This window comes from Candidatus Methanoplasma termitum (assembly GCF_000800805.1).
GTDB classification, from domain to species: domain Archaea; phylum Thermoplasmatota; class Thermoplasmata; order Methanomassiliicoccales; family Methanomethylophilaceae; genus Methanoplasma; species Methanoplasma termitum.
Window position 1 is genome coordinate 1,439,129 of the sequence record NZ_CP010070.1, and the last position, 12,690, is coordinate 1,451,818.

Sequence of the window (12,690 nt, forward strand, 5' to 3'; positions counted from 1 at the left end):
GCTTTGCATACATCTACAAATCTCATCGTCCAGACATTTAGAACTCTTGTGTGAAGGCCTTCTGTACAAATAATAAAGCTGTGCGAAACAGCAGGGGGCAAGGCACTCATGTGAAAACTAATAAGAGGATGAGCCCATTATCGTAACAATGCCAAAAGGGTGGACGTATTCTCAAGCCGGCGTCAATATAGACGATAAATCAAGGGCAATAAGCTCTCTCGTGAAAGAACTCAAGTTCAGAAGGGAAGGCATCGGACAGATGGTCCGTATTCCGAACCTCTTTGCAAGCCTGATCGACTTCGGCGACAAATATCTCACGCTGGCAACGGACGGCGTCGGAACGAAGCTGATGATCGCAAAAGAGCTCAACATCTGGAACACCGTAGGTATAGACTGCATCGCAATGAATGTCAACGATACCATATGCGTCAACGCAGAGCCGATGTCGTTCGTGGATTACATAGCGATTGACCACCCGGACGATGCCGTTACAAAAGAGATCGGGATAGGGTTACAGAAGGGGGCGGAGATGTCCAACATGGAGATCGTTGGCGGAGAGATCGCCGTTCTGCCGGAGATAGTGAACTGCCTTGATCTCTCCGGCACATGTCTCGGATTCGTCGAAAAAGGAAAGGAGATCACCGGGGAGAAATGTGAGGACGGCGACGTCATAATCAGCCTGAGGTCATCCGGTATGCACTCGAACGGATACACATTGGCCAGAAAGGTCTTGGAGTCTTCCAATGTATCCCTGAACGATAAGGTCAAAGGTCTCTCGAAAAAGATCGGTCTGGAACTTCTCACCCCCACCGAGATATACGTTAAACAGGTGCTTGAGATCACCGGGAACCACGAGATCCATGGCCTTGTGGACATTACCGGGGGAGGTCTCAAGAACATATACCGCATGAGGAAGGGGCTGAAGTACATCATATCCGATCCGGTAAAGCCCGCTCCGATCTTCGGCATCATTCAAGACCTCGGAGGTATTGAAGAGAGGGAGATGTACAAGACCTTCAACATGAGCATGGGCTTTACGATCATCGCACCGGAATCGGATGCGGAAGACATAGTCAAGAGATACAAGAATGCGGACATCGTCGGAAGGGTCGAGAAGGGCAACGGCGTTCTGTTGGAACCCGGCAACCTCTTTTACGACTCTTACTGATCCAGCTTGGAGCTGAGCGCGCCGCACACTGCGCCGAGAGCGGTGCATGTCTCCAGAGAGAACCCGCCGCCGTTGGTAACGTCCATGTGGTACTTCGGTATTGCCGCAACATCCTTCGGGACGCCGTTCGGCCCTATTCCGAACACCAAGAGTATGCTTTTTCCGCTTTTGACCATTTCCGCCACATCGTTGACGCTTGCTCTTTTCTTCTCGTCGGGCTTGCTTGTTGTTAGTATAGGTTCCCCAAGCTGCGGGGGGAATCCCTTTGACGGATAAGGGAATTTATTGAATCTGCCTTTCTCGGCCAGTTCCACAAAGTAGTCCCCGTGGGAGCCGATACTCGTAGTGCCAGCAACCCATTCCGCTATCTCTACGGGGGTCTTTACATCCTCGGGGATCGGGAATCCCAACAAAGCAAGATTCATGCCGAACGCCATTGCGAGATCGCCTGTTCTTGCGATGACCCTTCTGTGCGGCTCCCTGAATTTATTGGGGTCGTATGAGTTGTACAATGCGATGGTGATCCTTCCTCTCATCCCTTCATCTCCTGGCCTTTATCCTGCCCGCTATGGCATGCGCATCCCCGTCCAGGAATATCTCGTAATCCGGATTCTCCGCCTGTATCTTTTGGATCTCCTGCAGGACCTGTGTGAGCGTCAGCTCGCTCGTCCTTATGTCGATGAAGATCTTATCTGATTCCAAGAGATATCCTCCTTTTCATAGAATGTATCAGTACTACATAAAAAGAAAGTATGGTGCCGTGAGCCGGGCTCGAACCAGCGACTTCATGATCTTCAGTCATGCACTCTCCCAACTGAGTTACCACGGCGTACTTCCCCCTATTCTGGTTTCCTATTATAAAGTTTCCTGATTGTTCGCAATTTGCTTTGTCGACAATAACATATGGCATTTATTTTGTGCGCAGCTGATGCTGCGCGGTCGACTCGACCTCGTCCAACCATTTTGACCTCTTCTCCGAACTGCTGTTCCTGGTGTGAGGCATAGATGTGTGCTTCAGCGTTTTGACCCCGCACATTGACAGGACCTGCTTTTTCAGTACTCTGCCGTAATCCTGCTGGAAAAGCTTTGCATATATTGCCGAGGTATCATACGTGTTTATGATCCAGGCCGTCTTGTTCTTCAAATGACCGACGGGTCTTACTCCCTCATAGTCGTATGCGAATCCTTTAGCGAACACCCTGTCTATGAAGCCTTTCAATATGGCCGGCATGCCGCTCCACCATATCGGAAAAACGAAGACCAAGTGGTCAGCCCATATGATGTTGTCGCGATATGCTTTGGTTTCTTCATCGAACTGCATATCGCGCCGTCTGTGCTCATCATCAAATGTTAAGGTCGGGTTGAATCTTTCCTCATATAGGTTTGTGGTCCTGATCTCATGACCCGCATTCTGAAATCCCTGTCTGGCTTTTTCAAAGGCGGCATAATTCAAGCCTTTCTTGTTAGGATAGGCCACAATAATATACACTTTCATTGACGACATCTCCCCATATCATTCTTTCGGCATCTTTCCTTTGGGAACGATCTCGTCCTCACGGTCATAGCCGTCTTCCTCGTTGTACACAATATCAAGACCGGGCTTCTTCAGCCGCAGACAGTAGACCGTCCTGTTCATTGTGTCGATCTTGGACCATATCATCCATGCCATGACGGCGCACGCCGCGAAGACCACAAGCGCCGCCCCGGAGAGGGCCGCAAGGATCACGTTCCCGTTCATGACCGACAATATCAGTTCTGCCGCAGATATCGCCGCTACAATCGCAGAGGCGACCATCACTATGAGCCAGATCCTCTCAGGGGGCAGTTGTTTCATTCTTCTCTTCCGCTCCCTCTCCTTCGCCTTCCGAGATTATCGGCTGTACCGCCGTGACCTTGTCCCCGTCCCTCATGTCCATTATGCGCACGCCTTTCGCGTTGCGCCCGGTCTCTCTGATCTCGTCGACGCTCATGCGTATCATCTTTCCGGACATGCTTGTGACCATCAGCTGATCCCCTGCCGAGACTTTCCTGACAGAGACGACCTTGCCGTTCCTCTCGTCGGTCTTTATGGTGATCACTCCCTTTGCGCCGCGGTTCGTTTGCCTGTAATCGGCAACGTCGGATATCTTCCCGTAGCCGTTCTCTGTGACAGTCAGAAGTTTATCTTCCGGGCGGACTACCGCCATTGAGATGACGGCATCGCCTTCGTTGAGAGTTACTCCCTTGACACCCATCGTATCCCTGCCGGTCGACCTGACGTCCGATTCGTTGAATCTCACGGCTTGGCCGTTCTTGGTCGCGATGATGATCTGGTCGTTCTCCTCGGTGATGGATGTTTCTATCAGCTCATCGCCTTCGTCGAATTTGATCGCCTTGATCCCTCTTGCTCTGACGTTCTTGTATGCGCTGAGGCTTGTCTTCTTCAGCAAACCGTTCTTTGTGCAGAATGCGAGATACTCATTCTCCGGGAATTCGTGTACGCAGATAGTGCTGACAACCATCTCCCCTTCTTCGAGGTCGGAGATCATGTTGATTATCGGTTTTCCTTTGGACTGCCTGCTTCCCTCCGGGACGCGGTATCCCTTGAGCCAGTGGAGCCTTCCGTGATTGGTGATGAACATCAGATAATCATGCGAGGAGGCAACGAACATGCTTGAAACGTAGTCCTCCTCTTTGGTCTGCATGCCGATCAATCCTACCCCTCCTCTGGCCTGCTGCCTGTATGTGTTGAGCGGGATCCTCTTGATGTAGTTGTCTGCGGAGATCGTTATCACAACATCCTCCATCGGGATGAGGTCCTCTTCGTCTACATCCAGGGCATTCTCGTTGATGATCGTTTTACGCTCGTCGCCGTAGTCGTCCTTCATCTTCTTGAGTTCGTCCTTTATAATGGAAAGTACGCGGGAGTGGTCGCCGAGGATGTCGCGGAGGTCCTTCATCAGCATTATTTTTTGATTGGTCTCTTCCCTGAGCGAATCTATCTCTAATCCTGTTAGCTTCTGCAGCCTCAGGGCCAATATCTCTTTTGCCTGCTCCTCGTCGATCTTGAGAAGGCCCTGCAGACCGGTATTCGCTTCCGCCGCATCCTTTGATGCACGGATGAGAGCGATGGTCTCGTCGAGCATGCCGAGCGCTTTCATCAGACCCTCTAAGATATGATAACGCTTTTCCGCCTCTTCCAGATCGAACTGCGTTCTGCGCACGACTATCTCTGTCCTGAATGAGATGTAGTTGTCGATCATCTCTTTCAGTGTGAGCACGGTTGGCTTGTTGTTCACAAGTGCCAGATTGATTATTCCGTATGTGATCTGCATCTGCGTCTTCTTGAAAAGGTTCTCCAGGACTACATTGTCTATGGCGTCTTTGTGAAGCTCGATCACAACCCTCATTCCGTCCCTGTCGGACTCATCCCTGAGGTCGGTGATGTCCTCGAGCACCTTATCCTTGACCTGTTCTGCGATCGCCTCGAGAAGTGCGGCCTTGTTGACCTGATACGGAAGCTCGTCGATTATGATGCTGCTCTTACCGTTCCCTATCTCTTCAAAGTGGGTGTTCGCCCTGACCTTTATTTTTCCGCGGCCGGTCGCGTAGGCCGATATTATGCCGTTCAGGCCGTATACCGTTCCTCCTGTGGGGAAATCCGGGCCTTTTATGAACCTCATCAGCTCGAACACGTCAGCTTCGGGGTTGTCTATCGCATGAATGATCGCATCGCATACCTCTGTTAAGTTATGCGGGGGCATCTTGGTCGCCATTCCCACCGCTATTCCGTCGGAACCGTTCACCAGAAGGTTCGGTATCTTCGCCGGGAGGACGCTTGGCTCTTTGAGGGAGCCGTCAAAGTTATCAACAAAGTCGACGGTGTTCTTGTCGATGTCCGCAAGCATATCGCTGGAGATCTTCGACAGGCGGGCCTCTGTGTAACGCATGGCCGCAGGAGAATCGCCGTCGACCGAACCGAAGTTGCCCTGTCCGTCCACCAGCGGATACCTGAGCGAGAATGTCTGGGCCATTCTGACCATTGATTCATACGCCGCCGAATCACCGTGGGGATGGTACTTACCCAGCACTTCTCCCACGACCCTTGCGGACTTCTTGTGTGGCCGGTTGTACGGCAGTCCCAGTTCTGACATCGCATACAGGATCTTCCTGTGGACCGGCTTGAGGCCGTCGCGTATGTCCGGAAGCGCCCTTCCGACAATAACGCTCATCGAGTAGTCGATGTACGACCTTTTCATCTCTTTTTCAATACTCTGGGGTATGATCTTCTTACGCTCTTGCTGTTCTTCCATGATATCACACATCCAGGTTGACCACTTCGTGAGCGTGTTCTATGATGAATTCTCTCCTCGGTTCGACGTCGTCGCCCATCAGTATCGAGAATAATTGATCTGCAAGCATTCCGTCCTCGATCTCGACCTTCTTCATCATTCTTGTTTCCGGGTCCATGGTCGTTTCCCAAAGCTGCTGCGGGTTCATTTCACCCAGCCCCTTGTATCTGCTCACGTTCGCTCCTTGTCCGAGCTCTTCCACAGCCTTTGCCATCTCTGCTTCGGTGTATGCATATATCTCTTTCTTCCCTTTGGAGACCCTGTAAAGAGGCGGCATAGCCAGATATACATGGCCGTTCTCGATGAGCGGCTTCATTTGCCTATAGAAGAGCGTCAACAGCAATGTCCCGATGTGTGCGCCGTCAACATCCGCATCGGTCATTATCACAACATTATGGTATCTTATTTTGGATACGTCGAAATCTTTCCCTATGCCGCCGCCTATTGCGATCATAAGATTCCTTATCTCCTCGCTGTCGAGGATCTTGTCAGGCCTTGCTTTTTCCACATTCAGGATCTTTCCGCGCAGCGGGAGTATGGCTTGGAACGCACGGTTCCTCCCCTGTTTTGCGCTTCCGCCCGCAGACTCTCCTTCCACAATATACAGTTCGCATTTTGATGGGTCCCTCTCCGAACAATCCGCCAATTTTCCGGGAAGGCTGCCGGACTCGAGGGCACTCTTTCTCCTTGTGGCATCTCTCGCTTTCCTTGCCGCCTCCCTGCTTTCCAATGCGGAGATGGCTTTTTTTACGACTATCGAGGCGATCGCCGGATTCTCCAGGAGGTACTCTGCGAGCTTCTCGTTCATGAATTCCGTTACGGCCGTCTGAGCGATGCTGCTTCCCAATTTCGCCTTGGTCTGGCCTTCGAACTGCGGATCGGGCATTCTGATGCTGACGATCGCCGTGAGCCCTTCCCTCACGTCATCGCCGGTCAGCGTAAGGTCCTTGAGCAGCCCGTTCTCTTTGCCGTAGTTGTTGATGACCCTTGTCAATGAGGTTCTGAACCCGGTCATGTGGGTCCCGCCTTCCGGAGTATAGATGGTGTTCACAAAGGAGTCTATGGCTTCGTTGTAACCGTCTGTGTACTGGAGTGCGATGTCCATCATCACGCTGTACTTCTCTCCCGCTAGAGCGATCGGCGGTTCGTGTATAGCTTTCTTTGATTTGTTGAGGTATTGAACGAACTCCGACACACCGCCTTCGTAGTGGAATGTCTCTGACCTTCCGGTCCTTTTATCCTCAAAGTAGATCGTGGCCTCTTTGTTCAGGAATGCCTGATTCCTGAATCTGTTCTGAAGAATGTCGTACTCGAAGACTGTGGTCTCGAATACCTCCGGATCCGGCCAGAATGTTATCGTCGTTCCCGTCTTGTCGGACACGCCGATCGCCTCGACCGGCCCGTCCGGTATGCCGATATGGTATGTCTGCCTGTACAGCTTCCCGTCCCTTTCAACGAGAGCTATGAGATGTTTCGATAATGCGTTGACAACGGATACTCCCACTCCGTGCAGCCCTCCGGCCACCTTGTAAGAGTTGTGATCGAATTTTCCTCCAGCATGGAGTTCGGTCAGACACATCTCCAACGCATCCTTGCCTTCTTCTTTGTTGAGGCCGACTGGTATCCCTCTTCCGTCATCGTTAACGGTGATCGAACCGTCCTCGTTTATGTAGACGTTGACCTTGTCGGCATAGCCTGCCATCACTTCGTCTATTCCGTTGTCGACCACTTCATAAACAAGATGATGAAGGCCTCTGCTGTCGGTGCTCCCGATATACATTCCGGGTCTTTTTCTGACCGCTTCTAATCCTTTTAGGGCGACAATACTGTCTGCATCGTATAGCCCCTGCTGTTTTTCCCCATCCATTTCTGTTAGCTCCTGCTATAAAACTGTCGTTACCTATGCACATCTCGTATAAATACGCACGTACGCGTGCGTGCGTCCAGCGACACGGTCTCGCAAAGATTATTATTTGGATAATTATTATTCAAATAATAATTTTTCATGTTGCCAACTGTGTCAGATAATTCATTAACCCCCTATCTTTGGCAAATCTGAAATATTGACAACCCATGCACGGGTACATGAGCACCATAATGGAAGAGGCCCGCCGCGGGACCACCCCGATGATCAAGAGGATCGCAGAGAAGGAGGGGGTCAGCGAAGAGTTCGTAAGGAACGGCATTGCCTCCGGAAGGATCGTGGTGCCTTGCAACCCGAAGCACAACCCGGAGCCGGCTGCGATCGGCGAAGGGATGGGGGTCAAGGTCAATGTGAATCTCGGAACATCCAGAGACCTTGCGGACATATGCAGCGAACTCAAAAAATTAGACATTGCAATTAAGTATGGTGCCGACGCCGTGATGGATCTGAGCACAGGAGGAGATATCGACCGCATCAGAAAGACACTGATCAAAAAGGCCCCGATGATGATGGGCTCGGTCCCGATATACCAGACAGGATTGACCGCGGCAAGGAAAGATGCCATCGTCAATATGACGGAAGACGATATTTTCGACGGAATAGAGAAGCACGCAAAGGACGGGATGGACTTCATGACCGTTCACTGCGGAATAACAAAAGAAAGCGTGGCCTGGCTGAAAAAGAGCAAACGAAAGACCGATGTGGTCTCCAGAGGAGGATCGTTCCTGACGGCGTGGATCCTCCATAACGAAGAGGAGAACCCTCTCTACAAGAATTTCGACTATCTTTTGGAACTGGCCCGCAAATACGAATTCGCCCTTTCCCTCGGCGACGGGTTCAGACCCGGCTGCATAGACGATGCTTCCGATCAGGCGCAGCTGTCGGAATTAATGACGCTGGGTCATTTGGTCACAAGGTGCAGGGAAGCAGGCGTGCAGAGCATGGTGGAGGGTCCGGGGCATGTCCCGTTGGACCAAGTTCCGATGAACATACATCTGGAAAAAAGGCTTTGCCACAACGCGCCGTTCTATGTGCTCGGGCCCCTCGTGACAGACATCGCACCGGGATACGACCACATCGTCGGTGCGATAGGCGGCGCGGTCGCCGCGCAACACGGTGCGGATTTCCTTTGTTATCTTACGCCCGCCGAGCACCTCGGCCTTCCCGATGAGGAAGATGTGAGAGAGGGCCTCATAGCATCGAAGATCGCAGCGCATGTCGGAGACCTCTGCTTCGGCAGAGGAAGAGAGATGGACACAAAGATGGCAAAGGCCAGGAAGGCGCTCGACTGGAACACGATGTTCGAGGTCTGTATCGATCCGGAAAAAGCAAGACGATACAGAGCCAGAGGGTGCACCAAAGAAGAGGACGGATGTTCAATGTGCGGAGATGTCTGTGCCGTCAAGATAGTCAACAAATATCTCATAAAGAACGGTCCGAACGAGGACTGTTGAGGATTTGGAGCCACTGGAGGGGATCGAACCCCCGGCCTACAGTTTACGAAACTGCCGCTCTACCGCTGAGCCACAGTGGCATCGGAACCGTTGATTGAGACCTAAGATAAAAAGGTTTACTATCTTTCGTTCGCAGGCAACGTCATGATATTCTGTATTTCGGGAACATGTCTCTGAACACCACCGCATCGGCGGCGATAAGCGGTGACTCGCATATGAATGTACAGTCCTGTTTAGAGTCCTTAAGAACATCGGCCAACATCTGCATGTCCGGCTCTTTGGAACTCAGAGGAAGATGGGATATCTCTCCCCTGTCGCCGTACTTAATTCCGCTCACATGAAAATGCGCTATCTCCCCGCATAACGGAAAATATTCATTGACAAGCTTCTCCATATCCGCTTTGGTCTTAAGGCATCCCACACCTCTTGCGTGGACGTGTGCAACATCCAATACCGGCCTTACTCCATCCACGCTTTTCATAACTTCTGCGATCTCTTTCAGTGTTCCGAACTGACCTTTCTTACCCATCGTTTCCACGCCGAGGATGACATCCCTGATACCTTCGTCATCCATCTTCTCTTTGCACTTGGCCAACCCTTCGATCGCCGATGCCGTTGCCGTGCCCGGAGATCTCCCGTATGACGCTGCGTGTATCACGATTATATATGCTCCGAGTGCATGCGCCGCTCTTACGGTGTCCATGACCCAGTCGATGCTTTTGTTCCTTGTTTCCTGCTCCTCGGAGTTGAAACTTATGAAGTATGGCGCATGGCAGCTCAGCCTGATGTCCAGATCCTTTGCCGCTTTTCCGACAGCTTCGGCCCTCTCCTGACTGATCCTTGCGCCTCTTACGAACTCTACCTCAAGGGCATCAAGACCGAGTCCTTTGGTATATTTCAGAGAGCCTTCTGGAGTCTTCCCCTCGCTTGGGTATCCTGCCGGACCAAAACGCATGAATCCCCGATATCTTACGTGTATTTCAGAGTTCTTAGCCGTTTTACGGGCTCTGCGGCAGCGTTCTGAGGAATCCATTAAGAGTATTGCTGCGGTTGTGCGTTCATGGTAGAATGTGCCGTGTTCCTCAGAGGCATAAATGTAGGCAGAACAAAAAGAGTGAAGGTCTCGGAAATAACACAGATACTGGAAAGACATTTCGGCAATGTGAGACCGTATGGTCGAAGCGGGAACTTCGTCCTCATCTCTGAATTAGGAAATGGGCGCATTGCGGGGATGATCGAGGATGAGCTCGAGAAGAACCTTGCTTTAAAAATACCATGCGTCGTGCTGACAAAAGATGAATTATCTGCGGTCTTCGACAATAACCCTTTCCGGGATGCCTCCGTTGAGCAATTGTATTTCATACTCACGAGCGGAACGGCGTCAAAAAGGACGGGAGAATGGGAGAACAACGGAGATGCCGCAAAACTGCTTGGGGGCTGCATTTATCTGAATTGCAAAGGGCCATACCATGAAACAAAACTGTCCAACAATTTCTTCGAGAAAGAATTGGGTGTGGTCTGCACAGCGCGCAACTGGAATACGGTGAGTAAAATATTGAATTTGTGAACTTTCGTGCGATCAGACGGTAAATCCTTTAGTCGGCTCTGCTATACTCCCGACTGTGCAGATCGAACTTGATGTCTCTTTGGATCCTACCCTCGGATGCGGCCAAGCCCACAGGTGGAGGAAGGTCGGCGACCGCTGGAACGGCGTCCTCGGAGAGAGCATAGTCAACCTCAGGGAGAACGCGTACGGCTTCGATGCGGAAGGCTGTTCCGACAAAGGTGTCCTGAATGAATACTTCAGAAGCGGGGACGACCTTTCGGAAATAATAAGAGAGATCTCGGATGCCGATGCTTATGTTGCATCATTATCATCATCCTGCCCGGGTATGCGGATCCTGAAACAGGAGCCGTGGGAGTGCCTTGCGACCTATGTCCTTGCTACGAACGTCAACGTCAAAAGGATCGCAAAGATGGTGGAGTCTGTGTGCGACACATTCGGAAAGAACCTCGGAGAGAGAAGAGCTTTTCCCACACCGAAACAGATACTCGATAAACAGGAAGAGATACCGTGCTGCAGGCTCGGATATCGCCAGGATCGGTTCATCGAACTTGCGGAAAGAACTGAGAACGGCGCTATCGACCTTGAAGCAATAGGGGAGGCGGGCTATTCGGAATGTGTTGGAAGACTGATCGAAATAAACGGCGTGGGCCCAAAAGTGGCTGACTGCGTAGCCCTTTTCGGGTTCGGCCACCTCGAAGCGTTCCCTGTGGACGCCAGGATCTCAAAGTGCCTAAACGAGATGTACGGCGTGACAGGAAGCTACAAAGTGATGTCGGAATTCGGCAGGAAGAAGTTCGGAAGATATGCCGGATACGCACAAGAGTTCCTTTACCACAGCCCGTTCATCACAAATAAAAATGGTGACTGACCCTGCGAACCGATCCCTAATATGATGTTGCGGCATCGCTTTTGTTCTCTTTGTATTCGATGTAAGCCAATAACATTGAACTTAGCGGTATTATGCACATGATGAATGCAATGAGGCTTATATCCAGACCAAGGTGCACCGCATCGATGTTCAGCTCCATCCCGACGTCCACCGAAATATTGTATATCACATATCTGAACGTATGCGAGAAGAAGAGTATCGCAAGAATAAGATACATATTGGCGATGATCATAAAATAAAGTCTTCTTTTCGTTCCTTTGTAGTAATATCCGCAGACCCCAGACAGTATGAAGTACGGGATCAACAGAAGGATCGGATTTTTTGCCGACTTGAGAATATCGATCATCCTGATACTGATGTCCTGCGTCCCTGCGAACGTATAAAGCAGAATGTAGGCGAGGGCCACCATGAAAAAAACGACGGCGGCGATCTTTGCGATACCTATCACAACGGATATGAACGCCGAACGGGGGTCCCCCTCTCCAATAAATTCTTTCAATCGTTCATTAACTGCCTGGCTCATAGGCACCCTCCCAAACATATTCAAGAAAATCCAGCACGAGCTTAAGGTCGTTAGGATCGACCCGCAGAGCTTTTCCGGTCAGATTATCGATCACTTCGGGAGGGGCGATCCACATTGAATCGATTATCTTGTTCACGGACTCGGCGAAGCTTCCGCCCGCCTCCACCGAGGCAAAAACATTGTTGCCCTCTTTTGCAACCGAGACGTTCAGCGTTGTTCCGCCGCCTTTGATCGAGATGTTATAGTCGCTGACAGGTATGTCGGAACTCAGATTCCGCAACCCGAATGTAAGCGAGCTTTCGTCGCTACCCATGCTGTATTCCAGCTTGCTCCCGGGCTCGGATAATCTCACGTTCGTGTCCAATCTCACGTCCATCCCGATAAGCCCGTAGATGTATTTCCCGCTGAACTCCGCTCTTATCGGTATCTCCGACCCATCTCTGGAAGCGAGATCCCTCAGGATAAGATAAGTGGAGGGAATGAATGCGCGCGACCTCAGTTCCAACTCTGTTATCGAGTGCGCTTTGACCGTGATCCCGTCCATAGTAAGGATGTTCACTCTGGAATTCATTACTTCATCCACAATATATACTCTGACGGTAACACCCTTGATATCATATGAAAGATCGGAATCTATCACGTAGGTGCCGTTTGCGACAATGTATGCGCCGTTGATGCTGACATTTATATTGCCTTCCGCCGTGATGTCCAAACCCCCTTTCAGGATGGGTACTACCGCCGAGAGTATCAGGGCCGCGATTATTATGACGAGAGCATACGGCAACGCCTTCAGCACGAGCGTTTTTTTTGGACACTGTTGCACATAGCTTCACT

The 12,690-nt window shown here is 51.1% G+C and carries 13 protein-coding genes and 2 tRNA genes; 4 read left to right on the forward strand and 11 right to left on the reverse strand.

Going from position 1 to position 12,690, the window contains the following annotated elements; all coding sequences use genetic code 11:
* The first annotated feature begins 148 nt into the window (after positions 1-148).
* The gene (gene purM, locus Mpt1_RS06985) at positions 149-1,168 is read left to right on the forward strand and encodes a phosphoribosylformylglycinamidine cyclo-ligase (protein ID WP_048113434.1); all 1,020 of its coding nucleotides are present in this window, start codon (positions 149-151) and stop codon (positions 1,166-1,168) included.
* Here purM and Mpt1_RS06990 read toward each other — a convergent pair.
* The 7 genes from Mpt1_RS06990 to gyrB all read right to left on the reverse strand — a co-directional run bounded on the left by Mpt1_RS06990 (position 1,162) and on the right by gyrB (position 7,366).
* Entirely contained in the window at positions 1,162-1,704 is a 543-nt protein-coding gene (locus tag Mpt1_RS06990) for a DUF531 domain-containing protein (RefSeq protein WP_048113436.1), read from the reverse strand. The two genes, purM and Mpt1_RS06990, sit on opposite strands and share 7 nt — an antisense overlap.
* A gap of 4 nt (positions 1,705-1,708) precedes the next feature.
* On the reverse strand, positions 1,709-1,870 hold the full coding sequence (locus Mpt1_RS07745; protein WP_158386803.1) for a hypothetical protein: 162 nt from the start codon (positions 1,868-1,870) through the stop codon (positions 1,709-1,711).
* Between the two features lie 51 nt (positions 1,871-1,921).
* Positions 1,922-1,997 (reverse strand) — tRNA-Phe (locus Mpt1_RS06995).
* 81 nt (positions 1,998-2,078) lie between these two features.
* The gene (locus Mpt1_RS07000) at positions 2,079-2,663 is read right to left on the reverse strand and encodes an NAD(P)H-dependent oxidoreductase (protein WP_048113438.1); all 585 of its coding nucleotides are present in this window, start codon (positions 2,661-2,663) and stop codon (positions 2,079-2,081) included.
* A gap of 18 nt (positions 2,664-2,681) precedes the next feature.
* On the reverse strand, positions 2,682-3,002 hold the full coding sequence (locus tag Mpt1_RS07005) for a hypothetical protein (RefSeq protein ID WP_048113440.1): 321 nt from the start codon (positions 3,000-3,002) through the stop codon (positions 2,682-2,684).
* On the reverse strand, positions 2,983-5,460 hold the full coding sequence (gyrA, locus tag Mpt1_RS07010) for a DNA gyrase subunit A (protein WP_202965146.1): 2,478 nt from the start codon (positions 5,458-5,460) through the stop codon (positions 2,983-2,985). The genes Mpt1_RS07005 and gyrA overlap by 20 nt, the downstream gene beginning before the upstream one ends.
* Before the next feature lie 4 nt (positions 5,461-5,464).
* Complete coding sequence (gyrB, locus tag Mpt1_RS07015; RefSeq protein WP_048113451.1) at positions 5,465-7,366, reverse strand: DNA topoisomerase (ATP-hydrolyzing) subunit B; 1,902 nt, start codon at positions 7,364-7,366, stop codon at positions 5,465-5,467.
* Between the two features lie 218 nt (positions 7,367-7,584).
* On the opposite strand from gyrB, the gene thiC reads away from it, so the two are divergent.
* Entirely contained in the window at positions 7,585-8,877 is a 1,293-nt protein-coding gene (thiC, locus tag Mpt1_RS07020) for a phosphomethylpyrimidine synthase ThiC (RefSeq protein WP_048113452.1), read from the forward strand.
* Between the two features lie 5 nt (positions 8,878-8,882).
* On the opposite strand, the gene Mpt1_RS07025 is transcribed toward thiC, so the two are convergent.
* Both Mpt1_RS07025 and Mpt1_RS07030 read right to left on the reverse strand, forming a co-directional pair.
* Positions 8,883-8,957 (reverse strand) — tRNA-Thr (locus Mpt1_RS07025).
* 62 nt (positions 8,958-9,019) lie between these two features.
* Complete coding sequence (locus Mpt1_RS07030; RefSeq protein WP_048113454.1) at positions 9,020-9,832, reverse strand: TIM barrel protein; 813 nt, start codon at positions 9,830-9,832, stop codon at positions 9,020-9,022.
* A 105-nt stretch (positions 9,833-9,937) separates the two neighbouring features.
* Here Mpt1_RS07030 and Mpt1_RS07635 point away from each other — a divergent pair, with 105 nt between their 5' ends.
* Positions 9,938-10,444 carry a DUF1697 domain-containing protein gene (locus Mpt1_RS07635; protein WP_048113456.1) on the forward strand — a complete coding sequence of 169 codons (507 nt, stop codon included), beginning with the start codon at positions 9,938-9,940 and terminating at the stop codon, positions 10,442-10,444.
* Between the two features lie 55 nt (positions 10,445-10,499).
* The gene (locus tag Mpt1_RS07040; RefSeq protein WP_048113458.1) at positions 10,500-11,312 is read left to right on the forward strand and encodes a DNA-3-methyladenine glycosylase family protein; all 813 of its coding nucleotides are present in this window, start codon (positions 10,500-10,502) and stop codon (positions 11,310-11,312) included.
* Between the two features lie 16 nt (positions 11,313-11,328).
* Here the strand turns inward: Mpt1_RS07040 and Mpt1_RS07045 are convergent, their stop codons facing one another.
* Both Mpt1_RS07045 and Mpt1_RS07050 read right to left on the reverse strand, forming a co-directional pair.
* Positions 11,329-11,856: a hypothetical protein gene (locus Mpt1_RS07045; RefSeq protein ID WP_048113460.1), complete on the reverse strand. Its 528-nt coding sequence runs from the start codon at positions 11,854-11,856 to the stop codon at positions 11,329-11,331.
* Positions 11,840-12,652, reverse strand: a complete 813-nt coding sequence (locus Mpt1_RS07050; protein WP_148305861.1) for a hypothetical protein — start codon at positions 12,650-12,652, stop codon at positions 11,840-11,842. The genes Mpt1_RS07045 and Mpt1_RS07050 overlap by 17 nt, the downstream gene beginning before the upstream one ends.
* Between the last annotated feature and the right edge of the window lie 38 nt (positions 12,653-12,690).